Genomic DNA, 19563 nt, shown 5'->3' with positions numbered 1-19563 from the left:
TACGCGGCGGTTGCAACCCCTCGTGACGCACCTGTTGCCGACCGGCGTACTCAGCCGGTCGGCCAGCCGGTCAGGGTGAGGATCTCCGCCGCGGTGTCCGCGACCGGCCGATTGTTGGTGACAAGGAAGTCCTCGATCGGCGCGTGGGATTCGGCGTCGGCGAGAGCGGCTGCCAGGTCCCAGTCTGGTCCCCGGGTGGCGCTGGTGCGGTTGGCGATCAGCTCGGGATCGGTCACGAGCCGGACGACCTGGACGGTGCAGTCCGGCAGCGCCGCGGTGTAGCGCGCCCGGAGCTCAGCCGACGTGACCGGACCGCTGGCGATCAGGTACTCGGCACCGGCTGCACGGTACGTCCGCCAGACAGCCGCCAGGTTGTCGATCCGAAGCTGATCACTGAACCGCAACCCACTCCCCTCCACAGACGCGCCAACCGCCGCATCCGCGGCAACTGCCTCCGGGGCGGGCGCAGCACCACGTGAGACAGGTGGTTGGGGGCCGAACTGCGCAACGGCGTCCAGATCCAGCAGTCCGGTGGTGTGGCCCGCGTTTGTCAGTAAGCCCGCGACTGCCTGCGCGGTCGTGGTCTTCCCGGCTCCGCTGCCGCCGGTCAGGAGGATGGCTTGCGGCATCAGCTGTGTAACTCCTCCGCGATCAGGCTCGGGTTGTGGGTGCTGGGCGCGGCCGGCACCTTCCAAGCAGGCGGAGGCGTCCAGTCCTGCCAGCCGTCGGAGAACGGCGAGACCCACGCCTGGATATCGCGGATAGCCGCGTGCGCGTCGTCGGTGATGGCCGCGGCCTCAGCGGCTGTATACCGGCCGGCAACCACCGCGCCTTCCAGCTCGTCCTCGTCCTTCCATTCGATACTGCGGTCAGGATTGATCCACAGATCCAGCACATGATCGCTCGTACTCGTCCGACGTGCTGCCCAATCCCGCACGTGCTCACGCTCAAGGTTCACGTACCACCCGCGGAACGTCCCGTCGGCGGCCCAGAAGTGCCAAACCGACCACGGTTTCCCCGGCGGCGACACTTTGAGAATCCCGGTCCCCCGCCAGATGTCGAGTTTCAGCACCCGCTCCGCGGTGAACATCGCGACCGGACCGGCATGCCGCGTCTCCCGCCCGTCGGTCAGCACCGGTTTCAGCACCGGTGTACCAGGCGCAAGCCAAGCGACCAGTCCGTCCGCATCGTCCCGCACGACAGTCATCGGGCGTACGTTCGGCAGGTGGGCGTGCTGCCCCGACCCCTCGTACACCCATTCGATCGTCGTACCCGGCTCCCAGTACTGCGCCGTCACGAGCTGGCCGGGCGGGTCATGGACAGTACGTCGAGGGCGGCGTCCAGCTGTTCTTCGGTCAGGTCTCCCCTCTCCACGTGACCGTTCTCGATCACTACTTCACGGATCGTTTTCCCTTGTTTCAAAGCACTTTTCGCGACCGCGGCGGCATTCTCGTACCCGATGTACCGATTCAGCGGCGTGACGATCGAGGGTGACGACTCGGCCAGCGCGCGGGCGTGCTCGACGTTCGCGGTGATGCCGTCGACGCAGCGATCGGCCAGCAGGCGGGAGCTGTTCGCCAGCAGCGTGATGGACTCCAGCAGGTTGCGCGCGATCACCGGCAGCATCACGTTCAGCTCGAAGTTGCCGCCGGCACCGGCCACGGTGATGGTGGTGTCGTTGCCGATCACCTGCGCGGCAACCATCAGCGTCGCCTCGCAGATCACCGGGTTCACCTTGCCGGGCATGATGCTCGACCCCGGTTGCAGATCCGGCAGCGCGATCTCGCCGAGGCCGGCGCGCGGCCCGGAGCCCATCCAGCGCAGGTCGTTGCAGATCTTGGTCAGGCTGACCGCGACCGTCTTCAGCTGCCCGGACAGCTCGACCAGACCGTCCCGCGCGCCCTGCGCCTCGAAGTGGTCCTCCGCCTCGGTCAGCTCCAGGCCGGTCCGCTTGTTCAGCTCGGTGATCACCGCGGCGGCGAACCCGGGCGGCGTGTTGATGCCGGTGCCGACCGCGGTCCCGCCCAGCGGCAGCTCGGCGACCCGCGGCAGCGTCGCCCGCACCCGCGCCGCACCACGCCGGATCTGCTGCGCATACCCATTGAACTCCTGGCCGAGCGTCACCGGCGTGGCGTCCATCAGGTGCGTCCGCCCGGACTTCACCACCTCGGCGAACTCAGATCCCTTCCGGGTAAGGGAATGTGCGAGGTGCTCCAGCGCCGGCAGCAGCTCCTGGACGACACCGGCCGTCGCCGCGACATGGATCGCGGACGGGAAGGTGTCGTTGCTGGACTGGGAGGCGTTCACATGATCGTTCGGATGCACGTCCGCACCGAGCTCGCGGGTCGCGAGCGTCGCCAGCACCTCGTTCACGTTCATGTTCGTCGACGTGCCCGATCCGGTCTGGAAGACGTCGATCGGGAACTCGGCGTCGAACTCGCCGCCGGCCACCTGATCCGCCGCCGCCACGATCGCGGCCGACCGGTCTGCGTCGAGAACGCCGAGGGACGCGTTCACCACCGCGGCCGAGGCCTTGATCTGGGCAAGCGCGTGCACGAGCTCCGGTGCCAGTGGCCGCCCGGAGATCGGAAAGTTCTCCACCGCACGTTGTGTCTGCGCCCGCCACAACGCGTCCCGAGGCACTTTGACCTCGCCCATCGTGTCGTGCTCGATCCGGAACTCCGCGTCATCTCCCATACCTGCAGAGTACGTGTTTGCACAGGACCGAAACGCCCCGATCCGCAACCTGTGGACAACCCCACAGACCTACGCCACGGACCTACGCCACAGACGTACGCGGACCTACGCGCCGCCTTGGTACACGTAGTAAGTCTCGGCCCGATTCTGCAGCGCGACCGGCACCGGCTTCACCTCGCAGCCACCGAAGACCGAGGACACGGCCGCCTCCAGCGAAGGCGACAACGACGAGGACCAGACCGTCAGCACCCCACCGGCCCGCAGTTTCGCCCGGCACACGGCGAGGAAGCCGGACGTATAGATGGCCGAGTTCTCGTTGTACACCAGGAAATCCGGACCGTTGTCCACATCCAGCAAAATAGCGTCGACCGATGCATCGACCAGGTCCGCGACCACCGACCGTACATCTCCCACAACCACGCCGACCCGCGGATCATCCAGGATCGACGGGACCAGCCCGGAGCGCATCCAGCCGACCAGGTCGGGCTCGATCTCCGCGACGAGCACCTGCCCGAGCCGTTCGTCGTCGAGCAGCGCGCGGACCGTGTACCCGAGCCCGAGCCCACCGACCACCACGCGGTCCGGGTGCCGTACGGCGGCCAGCGCGGCCGACGCGAGCAGTTCCTCGCTCGACGTCTCTTGGTCGTCCATGACGAACACACCGTTGACCCGCAGCTCCAGCGCTCCGCCGTCGCGTCGGCGCAGCACCAGCTCACCGCGGGCGCTCACCGCCCGTGCCAGCTCCACAGCCGGGTCAGTACCAGTTCTTGGCCACCGAGTGCGACCACGCGGAGCACGGTGAGCCGTACGTGGCCTCGATGTAGTCCAGGCCCCATTTGATCTGGGTCACCGGGTTGGTGCGCCAGTCGGAGCCGTACGCCGCCATCCGCTTACCGGGCAGTGCCTGCGGGATGCCGTACGCGGAGGAGGTCGGGTTGGCCGCGCTGACCTTCCAGCGGGACTCCTTGTTCCAGAGCTTCTCCAGGCAGCTGAACTGGCTCTGGCCCCAGCCGTGGTCGGGGAGGAGGTTCATCGCCACTTCCTTCGGCGTGCCCTCGTACTTCTTCCGCTCGGCGTCGCGGCTGGCCCGCTCCTCCCGGACCGACCGGTCGGCCTCCTGGAGCGCCTGGTACCGCTTCATGGCAGCGTTCTTGGCATCCATCTTCTGATCGGCAGCGTTCTGCAACGCGATGCGCTGCTGCTCGATGGCCTCGACCTGGTTCCGCATCCGGACCGCGTCGGCGGCCGCGGCGAGGTCGCCGGACTTCGGGGTGGCGGCCGGCGTGGTGCTGGTCAGGACCTTGCCACTGTTGATGACGGCCAGTTCGGCCCGGCCGGACACGTTCTCTGACGCATTGCTGCTCCCGGGGGAGCTGAAGAGATCGATACCGGCGACGACGGAGACCACGGCGATCCCAGTCACTGAGAGAGCCGCGACGGAGCGCTTCGCTTTCATCTGTCCTTCCGAGAAAACCCGACCCCCGTCGGCTGCAACGAGAACATACTCTGGCGTAAACCGAGCGTGATCACAAGCAGGTCACGGGCGAACGGTGCGGCCGCCGCGTGGCGACCGCACCGTTCTTACTTTCGCTTAACAGAATTCAAGGACCGAACAGCCAGAACACTGCTTACAACTGGAGATCATCCAGCATTTCGGTGACCAGCGCGGCGATCGGCGACCGCTCCGAGCGGGTCAGCGTGACATGCGCGAACAGCGGGTGCCCCTTGAGCTGCTCGACCACCGCGACCACGCCGTCGTGCCGTCCGACCCGCAGGTTGTCCCGCTGAGCCACGTCGTGAGTCAGGACGACCCGCGAGTTGGCACCGACCCGGGAGAGCACGGTGAGCAGTACGTTGCGCTCCAGCGACTGTGCTTCGTCAACAATCACGAACGCGTCGTGCAGCGACCGGCCGCGGATGTGGGTCAGCGGCAGGACCTCCAGCATCCCCCGGTCGAACACCTCGTCGATCACATCACTGCTCGTCAGCGCGCCGAGCGTGTCGTACACCGCCTGTGCCCAGGGCTGCATCTTCTCGGACTCGCTGCCCGGCAGGTACCCGAGCTCCTGCCCGCCGACGGCGAACAGCGGCCGGAAGACCACCACCTTCTTGTGCTGCCGCCGCTCCATCACCGACTCCAGGCCGGCGCACAGGGCCAGCGCGGACTTACCGGTACCGGCCCGGCCGCCCAGCGAGACGATGCCGACGTCCGGGTCCAGCAGCAGGTCCAGCGCGACCCGCTGCTCGGCTGACCGGCCGCGAATGCCGAACGCCTCCCGGTCGCCGCGTACGAGGCGCACGCGCTTGTCCGGCATCACCCGGCCGAGCGCACTGCCCCGGTCGGACAGCAGCACCAGCCCGGTGTGGGTCGGGAACTCACCGGCCTGAGCCAGCTCGACCGCACCGTCCTCGTACAGGTCGTCCACCACGTGGGTCTCGACCTCGAGCTCGGCCATCCCGGTCCAGCCGGACTCCAGGGTCAGCTCCGCCCGGTACTCCTCCGCCTGCAGCCCGCACGCCGACGCCTTGACCCGCATCGGCAGGTCCTTCGAGACCAGCGTGACGTCCTTGCCCTCGGCCTTGAAGTTGCAGGCCACGGCCAGAATCCGGCTGTCGTTGTCACCGAGCCGGAACCCGGCCGGCAGCGTCTCCGGGTCGGTGTGATTCAGCTCGACCCGAAGGGTTCCACCCTTCTCCCCCACTGGCAGGGGCGCGTCCAGACGTCCGTGCAGAATCCGGAGCTCGTCGAGCAGTCGCAGCGCGGTGCGGGCGAAGTAGCCGAGTTCCGGGTGATGCCGTTTGGCCTCCAATTCAGTGACGACGACCACCGGGACGACCACCTCGTGCTCGTCGAACCGCAGCATCGCGTGCGGGTCCGAGAGGAGCACCGAGGTGTCCAGCACGAAGGTGCGCTGGGCCGGTGTGGATGAGGTACTTGACGCCTTGGCGTGGGTGGCAGCCATGTCGCACGTCCTCTTCTGGGCCGCGACGTTGCACCTCGCCCGGCCCACCAGTGGTTAGGTGATGGACCGGGAGCTGGCCCGGGGACCGGATGCAGATCCCCTCCGGACCGCCGTACCGGCGAATCCGGGAATCAGTGAGGTCGAGACCACAGGTCTCGGGTACTCCGTTCGGCCCCTCATGGGGCAACCGGCTGGCAAACGATTCTCAAGCTGATCGGGCCTCCCGGACAGCCGGCTTCCCCTCCGACCGTCATTGTCAGAGTAGGAGGCTCCGACAAACTGCGCAGCCCGACACGCCCGGCCACGGGGTTAACGCGGCGTTACACCTTCCACTCACCCGGGGGAGGCCGCTCACTCCGCTGGGTGATCCCCCGCGCGGGCAGCCGCGTGAAGCTCGGTGCATGCGAAAGAACTGGCCGATCTGGACCGGGTACGCCACTGCGCTCTGGTCCCTCGTTTACGGCGTACTGGGCATGTACTGGACCTTCGGAGGCGCCGGGTACCCGTTCGCGCCCGTACCGGACGACCGCGCTACCGGCTCGCTCCTGGAGGGTACGCCGGTGCAGGTGGTCGCACCGGTGATGGCGGCTGTCGGACTGGGCGGCGCCGTACTGGCTGTCGTGATGACCCGCACCCGGCCGCGCGGCTCAGTACTCCAAGCAGTCGCCGCAGTACTCGCGGTGTGCCTCGCACTGGTGATACCTGACTACACACTGATCGCGATGCTCGTACTGGCTCCGCTACTGGTGGTGTTCACCTTTACCGGCGTACCGGGATCGCAGGGCATGGGCGACATCCTGTACTGGCATCGGGTGAACCTGATCGTCGTCTTCGTCGGCGGACTGCTCTGGGCGGCGACCGCGATCGCGTACCACCGCCGCAGCCGGCAGCTCTGCGTGTCGTGCGGCCGGGGCCACGTCCAGCCCGCCTGGACCCGCCCGGACGCGGCGCTGCGGTGGGGCCGCCGGGCGGTCGCCGTCGCGGTGCTGGCGAACGTTCCCTACGAGTTCACCCGCGTCGCCTGGTTCTTCGGCTGGCCGTTGGGCATCAGCGAGGATTTCCACCAGATGATGGCCGATACGCCCGGGATGCTCGAGATGGGCCTCGGCATGGCGGTGCTGGGCCTCGGCGGCGGCGTCCTCACCCACGGCCTGGTCCGCCGGTGGGGCGAGGTGTACCCGCGGTGGATCTGGTTCAAAGCCGGTCGGCGCGTACCGCCCCTGCTGGCGATCATCCCGGCGTCGATCGTTGCGGTCGTACTGATCCCGGCCGGGCTGATGAACGCCCAGATGCCGCTGCACGGCGACAACTGGGCAGTCACCGGTCCGGGCATCCTGTGGACCGTTTGGGGCGCCGCACTCGGCACGGCGACGTACGCCTACTACCTACGCCGCCGTACGACCTGCCGCCGCTGCGGCCGTCACTCAGCTCGCTTAGGTGCCGAAGCGGCGCTCGCGCTGGGCGTAGCTGCGGATCGCGCGGAGGAAGTCGACGTGCCGGAAGTCCGGCCAGAGCGCCTCACAGAAGTAGAACTCGCTGAGCGCGCTCTGCCAGAGCAGGAAGCCGCCGAGCCGCTGCTCCCCTGACGTCCGGATGACGAGATCGGGGTCCGGCTGGCCCTTGGTGTACAGGTGCCGGGCGATGTGCTCCACGTCGACCCGGTCGGCCAGCTCCTCGATCGAGATGCCCTTGGCGGCTTCCTCCAAGAGCAGTGACCGGACCGCGTCGGCCAGCTCGCGGCGCCCGCCGTACCCGACTGCGACGTTGACCAGCAGGCCGTCGACGTCCTGGGTGTCGGTCTCGGCCGCCTTCAGCGCCTCCGCGGTACTGCCCGGCAGCAGGTCGAGCGCACCGACCGGGTGGATCCGCCAGCGGCCGATCGCGGTCAGCTCCTCGACGGTCTGCTCGATGATCCGGAGCAGCGGCTCCAGCTCGTCGGCCGGGCGGGTCAGGTTGTCGGTGGACAGCATCCAGACCGTGACCACCTTGACACCGACGTCGTCACACCAGTGCAGGAACTCGGTGATCTTGGTCGCTCCGGCCTCGTGACCGCGCGACACCGGGTCGCCGACCTGCCGGGCCCAGCGGCGGTTGCCGTCGATGATGACGCCGATGTGCCGCGGGATCCGGTCCGGCGACAGCGATCGGGTCAGCCGGCGCTCGTACAGGCCGTAGACCACGTCGCGCAGCTTCTGTTTGCCAGGTGTCGGCATGGGCAGGATGCTCTCCTCAAAGGGTCTCGATCACGAGGCTAGCCCACATTCGCCCAGGTCGGAGAGGCCTTGGAGTGGCTCACAAAAAGCTGCCGGCCGAGCCGAACTTTTCCGGAACTCTGGGCATCGAAAACGCGGGAGCGCTGCGGGCTCGCGGTGACTTCGCCTACATTCATCCTTCCGGCCGATGAAACCTACGGTTCCGTAGGTTACGGTTGCGTAGGTACACCACCGCCCGGCTACCCCTCGAAAGGACGGCGATGTCCGCTACCAGTGCGCGGCCTCAGGAACTCGGCAACCCGCTCTCCGGGCGGATCGGTCCGCTCAAGCCCAAGCTCCGCGGCTGGCTGCACGCCGGCACCTTTCCGCTCGCGACCGCGGCCGGCATCGTCCTGGTCTGCCTGGCACCGCACGCGAACGCCCGCTGGGCCGCGGCCGTGTACACGATCGGCGCGATGCTGCTGTTCGGCATCTCCGCGCTGTACCACCGGTTCTACTGGGGCCCGACCGGCGAGGCGATCCTGCGCCGGCTCGACCACAGCAACATCTTCCTGCTGATCGCCGGCACCTACACCCCGCTCGGGATGGTGCTGCTGCACGGCGCGAACCGGGTGCTGATGCTCGGCCTGGTCTGGGGCGGCGCGGCCCTCGGCATCCTGTTCCGCATCTTCTGGCTCAGCGCACCCCGCTGGATCTACACGCCGATCTACCTGGCCCTCGGCTGGGTCGCGATCTTCTGGATGGGCGACATCTACCACACCGGCGGCACCGCCGTCGTCACCCTGATCGCCGTCGGCGGCGGCCTGTACTCCATCGGCGCCGTCGTCTACGGCACCAAACGCCCGAACCCCTCCCCCCGCTGGTTCGGCTTCCACGAAATCTTCCACGCCTTCACCGTCGCCGCCTTCGCCTGCCACTACATAGCCGTCAGCATCGCCACGTACACCGTCGGGTGAGCACAACGCTTGACCGCCGGCCCCCACTCGGAGCCGCGTGTGGAGCGGGGAGCGGGGGCGGCTGAGGTGGGCGGGGAGACGCCCCGGACGGGTTCCGGTGCGGGGCTTCGGTGGGTGATGATGGCACGGTTGTGGTTCTGGTCTGCCGGGGGGCGACATGAGCGCTGCGTTGGAAGTGTTGGGGCCGGGTGGGTTGGGGGATGCGGAGCTGGTTGGGTTGGTGCGGGCGGTGACGGGGGATCCGCGGGCCGTGCCGGGGGTGGTGCGGGTGGAGGCGGTTGACTACCCGATTGGTACGCCGAGTACGGAGTCGCTGCATCGGGTGTTTGGTACGACGACCAGCGGTGCGGACTGGTCGTGCTTTGTGAAGAAGCTGCAGTCGGTGCGGTACTCGCCGGTGCTGGAGCAGATGCCGATGGAGTTCCGGCAGAGCTTCATCGAGTACATGCCCTGGCAGTTGGAGATCGCCGTACATCGCAGCGGCATCAGCGACCTCTTGCCGGATGGGATGCGTCTTGCCAAGGCGTACCGCATAGATGTGTACGACGATGAGCGCGGGACGATCTGGATGGAGAACATCGTCCAGGCGCCGGGGCCCTGGCCGATGGACCGGTTCGAGCGCGCGGCGTACCTGCTTGGGCGACTGTCAGCCCGTCGGCAGCCGCACCTGGTCGAGCCGCTGCTCCCCCGGCCCCACTTCAGTACGCCCGGGTACGCACTGCGCTACTACGCCAACGGCCGCGTAATGCAGGCCGCACTGCCCGCACTGGGCGATCCGGCGACCTGGCGGCACCCACCACTTGCTGCGGCAGTGGACAACCTCGGGGAGTACGGACTGCGCAACGACCTGCTCGCACTGGGCCAACAGGTCCCAACCGTGCTCGACGCACTGGATGCACTGCCGCAGTGCTACCAGCACGGTGACGCGAGCCCACAGAACCTCCTGGTACCACAGGACAAACCAGATGAGTTCGTACTGATCGACTGGGGCTTCGACTGTCCGCAAGCAGTTGGGTTCGACCTGGGCCAGCTACTGATCGGTCTGGCGCACGCGGGCGAGCTGGCACCGGAGGCACTCCCAGCAGTGCACAACGTGATCCTCAGCGCCTTCCAGGAGGGCCTGGCGGCCGAGGGGATGCAGGTGTCGCACGACGACGTCCTCTACGGCTATCTGGGCTCGCTGCTCGTACGGGCAGCTTTCACCGCTCTACCTGACGGCGGCGCACCGCCGGAGCTGTTCGAGCACCGTGTACTGCTGACCCGTGCGATCGTCGACCTGGTCTCACAGGTGATTTGAATATTTCAGTCGCGTCACAGCTGCAACGGATCGTGCAGCTGCTGATATCCATAGTGAGTGAGGAACCTGAGCAGGTACGTAGCGGTGGTCGTCGTGGCCGGGTTTGCGCTGAGTGGATGTGGCAGCGAGTCCGGTGGCGGTAGCGGCCAAGGTAGTAGCACGCCGTCGCCCAGTGCACCCACGCTGCCGACGGCTACACCGATCGGAGCCGGACTGCCGTTGACGGTCAGCCGGACCGGTGGGTTCGCCGGCTTTGACGATCAGGTGCTGGTCGGGACCGACGGGGTCGCGACGGTGAGCTCGCGGGGCAAGGCGCCGGTCCGTTGCAAGCTGGCACCAAGTCTGCTGACCACCATCACCGCGGCGGCCCAGCAGGTCGACTGGGCGGGCCTCGTGGCGACCAAACCGTCGACGCGGCATCCCGACGACATGATCGTCGCGGTCTCGGCGAACGGAAAGACGGCCCGGCTCGAGGACCCGAAGCTGAAGCCGTTGGCGGCCCCGGTGAGCAAACTCCTCACCGAAGCCGCCAACCCGCCAGGCAAGCTCTGCACAAAGATCTAGCCGGCGGTCACCGCGACATCGTCGATCACGAAGCTGGTCTGCGCCGACGAATCCTCCTGGCCGACGAACTTCACCGTGACCGTCTTCCCCTTGTACGCCGACACATCGAGCGTCTTCTGTACGTACGCCGCGCTCTTGTTCAGATTCGAGTACGTGGCCAAGGTGCTGGTGACCGTACCGTCAACCACCTGCACCTTCACCGTGTCGTACGCAGTTGACGACGTGGTCTCCGCGGTATCGATCCGAATCCACAACGACAACGCGGCCGAGGCAGCCGTCGCCGGGATCGTCACCGCCTGACTGAGGTTCTCGGTACTGCTCCGGCCGTTCCCCTGCAGCCACGCCTTGTACGACCCACTGTGCGCGGGCCGCGACGTGCTACTGGTGATCACCCCGGTCGTACCGGTCCAGCCAGTCGCACCGGACTCGAAACCGGGGTTCTGCAACAGATTCCCACCACCCGGCGGCGGACCACCGGTGTAATCCTTCTGCGCGTACGTCCAGATCATGTGGCCGATGGCATCGATCTGGCGATCCAGCGAGGTGAGATCCAAGTTGCTGATCGTGTCGCAGGACCGGTGATAGCACGGGTCGAACGCGCGGCCCGCCGTACCACCCCACTTCGTTGCCTGCGCCGACGACTTGATCTCCTCGGCGCCGGAGAATGTCCCAGCCGTAGGGATACCCAACGACCTGAACGCGGCATGGTCGGACCTGCCTTGTACGTCGATGAACTCCGTCTGCACGTTCTTGCCGGCGAAATACCCGACCAGATCGTCACGTGCACCATTACCGGCCGGGTTGTCGTCGTACACGAAATACCCCGGGTTCGGCGACGCGATCATGTCGAAATTAAGATAGAGCTCGATCTTGGCCCGATCGGCCGCGGGCAGATTGTTCATGTAGTACTTCGAGCCGAGCAGACCGAGCTCCTCGGCACCCCAGAACCCGAAACGCAAGCGGTTCTTGGGCGTTTGGCCGCCGGCAGCGTAAGCGAGGGCGGTTTCGAGTACGCCGGCGCTGCCTGAGCCGTTGTCGTTGATCCCGGGACCGGCACTGACACTGTCCAGATGCGAGCCGGCCATCACCACATGGTTCGCATCACCGTGCGGCCATTCGGCGATCACGTTGTACGAAGTACCGGCCGACGTACTGAACGACTGCAATGTGGTCGTATAACCGGCCGCGTCCAGCTTGGCCTTCACGTAATCGGCCGAAGCCTTGTACCCGGACCGGCCGGTGTACCGATTCCCACCGTTGCTGGTGGCAATCGACTGAAATTGATCCAGATGAGCCTTGGTGTTGGTCACCGAGATGTCCGGCGAATCGGCCGCGAACGCACCGTTGGCTGGGGCAACCAACGCGAGCATCACACCGAGCGCGGGGACGAGCGCTTTACGCATGAACCGATCTCCTCGGAGCAGAAGAGGATCCGGGGCGCGGGCCTGGGCGGTGGCTCCGCGCCCCGGACGACTCGGAGTGAGCCGATCAGCTCACGGTCAGGGACGTGTCGTCGATGACGAAGCTGGTCTGCGCGGAGGAGTCCTCCTGGCCGACGAACTTCACCGTGACGGTCTTCCCCTTGTACGCCGACAGGTTCACCGTCTTCTGCACGTACGACGTGTTCTTGTTCAGGTTCGAGTACGTCGCCAGCGTGCTGGTCGTCGATCCGTCCACGACCTGCACCTTCGCGGTGTCGTACGCCGTCGTGGTCGTGGTCTCGGCGGTGTCGATCCGGATCCAGAACGTCAACGTGGCCGAAGTGGCCGAGGCCGGGATCGCGACCGACTGGCCGACGCTCTCGGTGGTGGCGCGGCCGTTGCCCTGCAGCCAGAGCTTCCAGGTGCCGGTCCGGGCCGGGCGGGCGGTGTTGTTCGTGACCGGGCCGGCGGTACCGGTCCAGTCGACGGCGCCGGACTCGAAGCCCGGGTTCTTCAGCAGGTTGTCACCGGTCGGCGGCGTGGTGCCACCGCCGCAAGCGGCCGAACCAGCCGGGACCGAGATCCCGCCGAACGCGGCCTCGATGCCCTTGCACTGCGCGGAATCGGCGCCGTACAGCTCCTTCGCGGAGTTGATCGCCCCTTCGCGGGCGTCCTTGTAGGTGCTGCCCGAGCTCAGCTTGGTGGTCAGCGTGCGGTACCAGACCTTGGCGGCGATGTCCCGGCCGACGCCGGCGAACGTGGTGCCGTTGCAGGCGGTGCTGTTGTACGTGACACCGTTGATGGTCTTGCTGCCCGTACCCTCCGACGCCAGGTAGAACCAGTGGTTCAGCGGACCGGACGAGTAGTGCGGGTCCAGACCGCCGGTGCTGGTCGTCCAGCAGTCCTTGCTGGCACCGTCCTTCGACGGCTTGTCCATGTAGCGCAGCGGCGTGCCGTTGCCGTTGATGTTGATCTTCTCGCCGATCAGGTAGTCACCCGGGTCGGCGGAGTTGTTCGCGGACCACTCGACCATGGTGCCGAAGATGTCGCTGGTCGCCTCGTTCAGGCCGCCCGCGTCACCCGAGTAGTTCAGGTTGGCGGTCGCCTCGGTGACACCGTGGCTCATCTCGTGGCCGGCCACGTCGATCGCGGTCAACGGGTGCGTGTTGCCCGATCCGTCGCCGTACGTCATCTGCGTACCGTCCCAGAACGCGTTCACGTACGCGTTGCCGTAATGCACACGCGAACGAGCGCCCTGACCGTTGTTGAAGATGCCGTTCCGGCCGTGGACGTTCTTGTAGTAGTCCCACGTCAGCTGAGCGCCGTAGTGCGCGTCGACAGCAGCAGTCTGGCGGTTCGACGCGGTGCCATCGCCCCACGTGTCGGTGGTGTTGGTGAACGTGGTGCCGTTGCCGCTGGTCGCGCCCTTGAGGTCGGTCGTGTAGTTACCACCGCGGGACGGGTCCGTCATCGTGTAGCTGCCGGACGTACCGATCGAGACGGTGCCGGCGTACATCGAGTTGCCGGTACCGGCCTTGATCTCGTCGTCCTGCGCCAGCAGTGCGCCGGTCTTGGCGTCGATGAACGAGTGCAGCACCGACGGGGTCTGGTCGGGCTTCACACCGGTGGTGACCACCTCGTACGCGAGCACCGGCTTGGCCGGCGTCACGTACACGACCAACTGGCCTTTGTTGCCGGAGGCCTTGAACTTCGCGGCCTGTGCGCCCTTCGCCAGTGCGGCCGACTGGGACAGAGTCGGCTTGGTCGCGACCTCGACAGCCTTCGCGCCACGGTTGTACGTGACCTGGCCGATCGACTCGCCCTTGCGCTTGACGATCAGGTCACCACCGACGACCTTCAGGCCGTTGAACGTACGGTCGTAGCGGACGTACTCGGTGCCGTCGGCGTCCTTGACCACGTCGCGGACCTTGAGTTGCTCGCCCTTGCCGAGCCCGAGTGCGGTGGCCGTCTGCGCGGTCAGCGCCTGTTCGGCCTGGACGGCGGCCGGCTGGTTGAAGCCGGATGCCGGGAGCGGAACCGATCGGTCGGCGGCACCCGCTGTCGAGGCGGTGATCGTGACGGCAAGACCCGCTGCCGCGACAATCGCCACCCCTGCTGATGTCAGTCGTTTCAAGACAACATCTCCTCACGGTGTGGTCGCTGTTTGGGCGCAGCGACCAATTCAGTTGGGGACGCGCCGGATGCTGACGCAACAGTGCCACTGCCTCAGTTGTGACACTTTGTGTCGGTGCATGCGAGTTCTGTTACATCCGACTTGGGGACTGACTGTTGCCGCCCGGTCGCCGTGAGTCAAGGGATTCGACCGAAACGGCAGGGAAAACCCGCACCCGGCGCAGGTTCAGCGCGCCGGCCGCAGGGCGTCCCGAAGGTGTTCCGGCAACGTGACAGGCAGCCGGCAGGTGAATTTCTGACATACGTACGCGGCCGGCGCCCCGTCGACGAGTGCCCGGCCGTCGAAGAGCGGTACGGCCAGACCGGGGGCGCCCGCGACGATCGCCGTACCCCACTGCGCCTGGGTGAACGCGACCCGCCGGAGCTCGGGCGACGTACCGACGATCGCGATTTCCAACGGGCCGCCGGCGATGGTGTCCGCCACCGCGAGCGCGCGGCCGGCGAAGCGCGGGGCGCGCTCCGCGATCGCGGCGGAGGCCTGCAGCGCTTGCTCGGCCGCTTCCTCGTACCGGACCGATCCGGTCAGGCTGGCGAGCGTGGTGAACGCGTCGGCGGCCAGGCTGACCCCGGACGGCGTGGCGTTGTCGGTCGCGTCCTGCGGCCGCCAGATCAGTTCTTCGGCGTCCGCGGCGGTGTCGAAGTAGGAGCCGTCGGCAACGAACTGCTCCAGAGTCCTGTCCAGCAAGGCTTTAGCGGTCTCGAACCACGTGATATCACCGGTTGCTCCGAGCAACGTCAGGCAGCCCTGCGCGAAGGCGGCGTAGTCCTCGAGGACGCCGTGCGCGGTACCTCGCTTGCCGTCCCGCGAGGTGCGGTGCAGCCGGCCGGTCTCGGGGTCGAGGTGGATGGTGCGGATCAATTCGGCAGCGGACTGGGCGGCGTCGACGTACTCCGGCCGGTCGAATACGACGCCGGCGCGGGTGAGGGCGGTGATCGCGAGCCCGTTCCACCCGGCGACCACCTTGTCGTCACGGCCTGGATAAGTACGCCGATTGCGCGCCTCCAGGAGCTTTTCGCGGAGCAGGGCCCAGCGCTGCGGATCATCCGGCTCGCGCCGTAGTTGCAGGACGGACGATCCGTGCTCGAAGGTGCCGGTGACGTCGCAAAGGTCGATCACCCAGTCGGCGTCCGCGCCTAGTACGTCGCGGATTTCGTCCGGCGTCCAGGCGTAGTACTTGCCCTCCGTACCGTCCGTGTCGGCGTCGAGCGCGGACGCGAAACCACCTTCCGGCGTACGCAGCTCGGCCAGCAGGAAGTCCGCGGTTTCGGTCGCGATCCGCTGCGCCAACGGGTCGCCGGAGATCGCCCACCACTGCGTGTAGACGTCCAGCAGGAGCGCGTTGTCGTACAGCATCTTCTCGAAATGCGGCACGATCCACTGGCCGTCCACGGAGTACCGCGCGAAGCCGCCGGCCAGCTGGTCGTACATGCCGCCGCGGGCCATCCGCTCGCAGGTCTGTGCCACCATCGCGAGCGCATCGCTGTCACCCGTACGCCGGTGATGCCGAAGCAGGAAGTCGAGCACCATCGACGGCGGAAACTTCGGCGCCCGCCCGAACCCGGCATCCACCGGGTCGAACTCGGTCCGCAACAACTGCACCGCCCGCGCGGTATCCAGCGACCCACGGCCCGGCTGCTGCTGCGCGCCGAGCTGATCGACCACCCGCTTGCCGATCCCGTCGAGCTGCTCACGCCGGTTTCGCCACGCGTCCGTGATCGCCTCCAGCACCTGCCGGAACGAACCCATCCCACCGCGCGGCTCCTTCGGGAAATACGTCCCGCAGAAGAACGGCTCCCCCGCCGGCGTCAGAAACACCGACATCGGCCACCCACCCTGCCCCGTCATCGCCACCGTCGCCGCCATATAAATCGCGTCGACGTCCGGCCGCTCCTCCCGATCCACCTTCACACTGACAAAGTGCGCACTCAGATACCCCGCCGTCCCCACATCCTCAAACGACTCATGCGCCATCACATGACACCAATGACAAGCCGAGTACCCCACCGACAGAAACACCGGCACGTCCCGCTCCCGAGCCTCCGCGAACGCCGCGGCCCCCCACTCCCGCCACTCCACCGGATTCCCCGCATGCTGCCGCAAATACGGACTAGCCGAAGCCCCAAGCTCGTTCGCCATACCCCCAACCGTAGTTCTACGCGGTTTGGGAGAGGGCTACGGATAGGCCGAGGGTCAGGGCCATGGTGGCCAGTTCGGTGGCTACTACTTTCCAGAAGGGGCGGCCGGCGTGGAGGAGGTCGCCGTGGTCTCGGGTGCGGTGGAGGGTGGCCAGGGCGATGAGGATGGCGAAGGCGGCGACCTTGGCGATCAGGAGGGCGCCGTACGGGTCTGAGGTGAGGGTGCTGAAGATGGAGCCCCAGCCGTTGCCCATTGCGGCGAGGCGGCCGGCGGCGGTGATCAGGCCGCTGGCGACGACGGCGATCGACGAGACGTACGCGACCTGGCGGTACCGTTCGAGCACGATCGGGAGGCCGCTGCGGCTGGCGCGGCCGTAGCGGACCAGGCCGGCCAGACCGCCGATCCAGGTGGTTGCCGCGATCACATGGATGACCAGGGCGATTCCGGCCAGTACGACATACGACTCGTTCCGCGGATAGGTCGTGACGGCTGTTGGTACGAGGGCGCCGATCGCGACGAGTACGCCGAGGCTCGCGGCCGATGAGGTTTGTACGCGCCGGATGCCGATCGCCAGCGCGAGGACGAGGATGCCCGTGATGAGCAACGACTTGACCTCGGGTACGCCGAGCGCGTCGTCGAGGCGGAGCCGGAGCAGCCGGACGGGTGTGTTGAGCATGACCGCCGCGGTCACGACCGCGCCGGCGAACGCGCACACCGCCCAGATGATGGCCGAGTTGCTAGCGTCCCGGACCGCGCGCCGGCCCTGTACGCCGAGCGGGCCGCCGTCGATCCGGAGCAGCACCACCGCGGCCAGCAGCGCGCCCGCGCAACCGACCGTCGCGAGCGTGGAGATCAGCCGGAAGAACGGCACCAGCCAGGACACGAACAGGTCCGGACCACCGAGCCCACCGGCGTTCTGCGGCTGACTGCCGGCCGCGAACAGCGCGATCACCAGCGCCACCGTCGCGACCGCGACAGCGGCCACCCCACCCGCGACCAGGCGTCCGGGCATGCGATGCCGGGCCACCCGTTGACCGCGGGCCGCGGTCACGAAACGGACCGAACGTGGGCTCCTGTCAGCACGCGGCTCACTATAGGGTCACGTGGAGGTGGGCAGCCCAGTCCGAAACCATGTCGTGATCAGGGTGTTCCAACCGGTACCGCACCGAGACCCAGCCGAGTCAGCCCAGTCACAGCCCAGCGCGACGGCGTCAGTGCGCGGAGTGTTCCTTGTCAGCCGCAGGCGCGTCGGCCTCAGTCGAACTCGTCGGGGTCCCCGAAGTCTCCGTAGTCTTCGGCGCTGCATCGCCAGCCGGGGACTGCGAGCTGTCCGGACTCGCTGGGTCGCCGGACCGTGCTGGGCCGTCCGCACCAGCGCCGTCCACGTCGATCCGCCTCAGCTGTTTGCGCATGCTCAGCCACAGCAGCACCGTGACGGCACCGAGAGCGAGCACGATGAGCAGCGCGATCCAACCCGGCTTCACCACGTTCGGGTCGATCTCGGCCGTCTGAAGGGAGATCATCGCTGTCACGCCACCATTCTCTCATTGTCCGTGCCGCCCGTCAGCGGAGCCCCGCGAACAGGTCGTTCTCAGGCAGCTCCGACTCGACCAGACTCCGCGCCAGCTCGTAGTCCTCGGTCGGCCAGGCCGCCTGGTGTACGGCCAGTGGCACCGCGAACCAGGATCCGTCCGGGTCGATCTGCGTCGCATGCGCGAGCAGGGCCTGGTCGCGGACCCCGAAGTACTCGGCGCACTCCACCCGGGTGGTGATCCGGCGCTCGTTCTCCGGGTCCGGCTTCCAGTCCTTCAGCCGCTCCGCGTACGGCGACTCGAGCCCGGCCGCGACCATCGCGTCGTGCAGCGCCTTCATCCGCTCGTAGTGGAACGTGTGGTGGTAGTACAGCTTCAGCGGCTGCCACGGCTCGCCCAGCTCCGGGTACGCGTCCTTGTCCCCGGCCGCCTCGAACGCCGCCACCGTGATCTGGTGGCACATCACGTGGTCGGGATGCGGGTACCCGCCGTTCTCGTCGTACGTCGTGACCACCTGCGGCCGGAACTCGCGGATCAGCTTCACCAGCGGCGCGGCGGCGTCCTCCACCTTCTGCCCCGCGAAGCAGCCCTCGGGCAACGGCGGCAGCGGGTCGCCCTCCGGGAAACCGGAGTCCACCCAGCCGAGCCACTCCTGCCGGATGCCGAGGATCTCGCGCGCGCTGTCCATCTCCTTGCGGCGGATCTCGGTGATGTTCGCCAGCACTTCCGGCCGGTCCATTTTCGGGTTCAGGATCGATCCGCGTTCGCCGCCCGTACACGTGGCGACCAGCACTTCCACGCCTTCGGCCACGTACCTGGCGGTGGACGCGGCGCCCTTGCTCGACTCGTCGTCCGGGTGGGCGTGCACATGCAACAACCGAAGATCTCCACTCACAAGACACAATGGTCCTACGACACCCGGCAAAACCCACGACCGACCCCCTGGACTGACCTGTGATCGACTCCCCGACGTCCCCCGGCACCGGCCCCACCACGGGCTCCAGCACCGACCTGAACGCGCGGTACGGGAAGCCCGGCCGCTCCCGCCGGCCGCTGGTGATCGGCGGTCTGGGCGTACTGGCGCTGGTCGCCCTGGTCTGGCTGGTGTGGGTCGCCTGGATTCAGTCGAACCCGGCGGTGACGTCGCAATTGCAGGGATTCGAGGTCGTTTCGCCGACGAGCGCGAAGGCGACGATCACCGTGGACCGGAGCAAGTCCGAGGAGGCCAGCTGCCGGGTGCAGGCGAAGGCGGCGGACTTCTCGATCGTCGGCGAGGTGACGGTCACCGTCCCGGCGGACTCCGCCCGGCACCAGACCCTCCCGGTCACCCTGACCACCCAGCGCTCAGCCACCTCGGTCGTCCTGGTCGGCTGCACCACCCCCACCCAGCACCGCCCCCGCTGACCCCCACTCCACTCACCCGCCCGCTGACCCGCACCCCACTCACCCGCCCCCCTCAGCCGCCCGCTGACCGGTCACCCACACACCCACCATCGCGCCCGCCACGCACCCAAACCGGTTTGGGGCACCTAGCACCCGGCGGGTTCAGGGGGTGATTGCAACACCTGTCGGTTGAAGGGGTGTTGTGAT

At 67.6% G+C, this 19563-nt stretch carries 17 protein-coding genes; 4 read left to right on the top strand and 13 right to left on the bottom strand.

The genetic code is table 11. The annotated features are described in order from the left end of the window. Positions 1 to 50 precede the first annotated feature (50 nt). The 7 genes from ABD260_RS24585 to ABD260_RS24555 all read right to left on the bottom strand — a co-directional run bounded on the left by ABD260_RS24585 (position 51) and on the right by ABD260_RS24555 (position 7873). Complete coding sequence (locus ABD260_RS24585) at positions 51 to 629, bottom strand: adenylyl-sulfate kinase (protein ID WP_344236781.1); 579 nt, start codon at positions 627 to 629, stop codon at positions 51 to 53. Further along, a complete protein-coding gene (locus ABD260_RS24580) occupies positions 629 to 1297 on the bottom strand; it encodes a ribonuclease FAU-1 family protein (protein ID WP_344236780.1) in 669 nt (222 codons plus the stop codon). The genes ABD260_RS24585 and ABD260_RS24580 overlap by 1 nt, the downstream gene beginning before the upstream one ends. Continuing rightward, positions 1294 to 2697 carry a class II fumarate hydratase gene (locus ABD260_RS24575; protein WP_344236778.1) on the bottom strand — a complete coding sequence of 468 codons (1404 nt, stop codon included), beginning with the start codon at positions 2695 to 2697 and terminating at the stop codon, positions 1294 to 1296. Before ABD260_RS24575 ends, ABD260_RS24580 begins: the two co-directional genes overlap by 4 nt. 105 nt (positions 2698 to 2802) lie before the next feature. Next, a complete protein-coding gene (locus ABD260_RS24570) occupies positions 2803 to 3444 on the bottom strand; it encodes a polyamine aminopropyltransferase (protein WP_344236776.1) in 642 nt (213 codons plus the stop codon). Positions 3445 to 3451: 7 nt separating this feature from the next. After that, positions 3452 to 4153: an aggregation-promoting factor C-terminal-like domain-containing protein gene (locus ABD260_RS24565; RefSeq protein WP_344236774.1), complete on the bottom strand. Its 702-nt coding sequence runs from the start codon at positions 4151 to 4153 to the stop codon at positions 3452 to 3454. A 172-nt stretch (positions 4154 to 4325) separates the two neighbouring features. Beyond that, positions 4326 to 5660 carry an RNA 5'-3' helicase PhoH2 gene (gene phoH2 / locus ABD260_RS24560; RefSeq protein ID WP_344236772.1) on the bottom strand — a complete coding sequence of 445 codons (1335 nt, stop codon included), beginning with the start codon at positions 5658 to 5660 and terminating at the stop codon, positions 4326 to 4328. Between the two features lie 1433 nt (positions 5661 to 7093). Then, on the bottom strand, positions 7094 to 7873 hold the full coding sequence (locus tag ABD260_RS24555; RefSeq protein WP_344236770.1) for an isoprenyl transferase: 780 nt from the start codon (positions 7871 to 7873) through the stop codon (positions 7094 to 7096). A gap of 260 nt (positions 7874 to 8133) precedes the next feature. Between ABD260_RS24555 and trhA the strand changes: the two genes are divergently transcribed. The 3 genes from trhA (at position 8134) to ABD260_RS24540 (ending at position 10690) form a co-directional block, all read left to right on the top strand. Beyond that, complete coding sequence (gene trhA, locus ABD260_RS24550; RefSeq protein WP_344236768.1) at positions 8134 to 8829, top strand: PAQR family membrane homeostasis protein TrhA; 696 nt, start codon at positions 8134 to 8136, stop codon at positions 8827 to 8829. A 157-nt stretch (positions 8830 to 8986) separates the two neighbouring features. Continuing rightward, on the top strand, positions 8987 to 10126 hold the full coding sequence (locus ABD260_RS24545; protein WP_344236766.1) for a phosphotransferase: 1140 nt from the start codon (positions 8987 to 8989) through the stop codon (positions 10124 to 10126). A gap of 57 nt (positions 10127 to 10183) precedes the next feature. Continuing rightward, positions 10184 to 10690 carry a hypothetical protein gene (locus ABD260_RS24540; RefSeq protein WP_344236764.1) on the top strand — a complete coding sequence of 169 codons (507 nt, stop codon included), beginning with the start codon at positions 10184 to 10186 and terminating at the stop codon, positions 10688 to 10690. On the opposite strand, the gene ABD260_RS24535 is transcribed toward ABD260_RS24540, so the two are convergent. From ABD260_RS24535 to mca, 6 genes are all read right to left on the bottom strand, one after another. Further along, complete coding sequence (locus ABD260_RS24535) at positions 10687 to 12093, bottom strand: M28 family metallopeptidase (RefSeq protein ID WP_344236762.1); 1407 nt, start codon at positions 12091 to 12093, stop codon at positions 10687 to 10689. The genes ABD260_RS24540 and ABD260_RS24535 overlap by 4 nt on opposite strands. Before the next feature lie 85 nt (positions 12094 to 12178). Continuing rightward, entirely contained in the window at positions 12179 to 14245 is a 2067-nt protein-coding gene (locus ABD260_RS24530; protein WP_344236760.1) for a M4 family metallopeptidase, read from the bottom strand. 225 nt (positions 14246 to 14470) lie between these two features. Then, positions 14471 to 16441 carry a thioredoxin domain-containing protein gene (locus ABD260_RS24525; protein ID WP_344236758.1) on the bottom strand — a complete coding sequence of 657 codons (1971 nt, stop codon included), beginning with the start codon at positions 16439 to 16441 and terminating at the stop codon, positions 14471 to 14473. 16 nt (positions 16442 to 16457) lie between these two features. Next, positions 16458 to 17453 carry a CopD family protein gene (locus tag ABD260_RS24520; RefSeq protein ID WP_344236756.1) on the bottom strand — a complete coding sequence of 332 codons (996 nt, stop codon included), beginning with the start codon at positions 17451 to 17453 and terminating at the stop codon, positions 16458 to 16460. Between the two features lie 199 nt (positions 17454 to 17652). Continuing rightward, positions 17653 to 17973 carry a hypothetical protein gene (locus tag ABD260_RS24515; RefSeq protein ID WP_344236754.1) on the bottom strand — a complete coding sequence of 107 codons (321 nt, stop codon included), beginning with the start codon at positions 17971 to 17973 and terminating at the stop codon, positions 17653 to 17655. A gap of 31 nt (positions 17974 to 18004) precedes the next feature. Then, positions 18005 to 18868 carry a mycothiol conjugate amidase Mca gene (gene mca / locus ABD260_RS24510; protein WP_344236752.1) on the bottom strand — a complete coding sequence of 288 codons (864 nt, stop codon included), beginning with the start codon at positions 18866 to 18868 and terminating at the stop codon, positions 18005 to 18007. 59 nt (positions 18869 to 18927) lie between these two features. Here mca and ABD260_RS24505 point away from each other — a divergent pair, with 59 nt between their 5' ends. Beyond that, entirely contained in the window at positions 18928 to 19377 is a 450-nt protein-coding gene (locus tag ABD260_RS24505) for a DUF4307 domain-containing protein (protein ID WP_344236750.1), read from the top strand. Positions 19378 to 19563 lie beyond the last annotated feature (186 nt).

Source organism: Kribbella hippodromi, from assembly GCF_039531045.1.
GTDB classification, from domain to species: Bacteria; Actinomycetota; Actinomycetes; order Propionibacteriales; family Kribbellaceae; genus Kribbella; species Kribbella hippodromi.
Note: the sequence above shows the minus strand (reverse complement) of the source record. Positions and strands in the feature narration are given on the sequence as shown.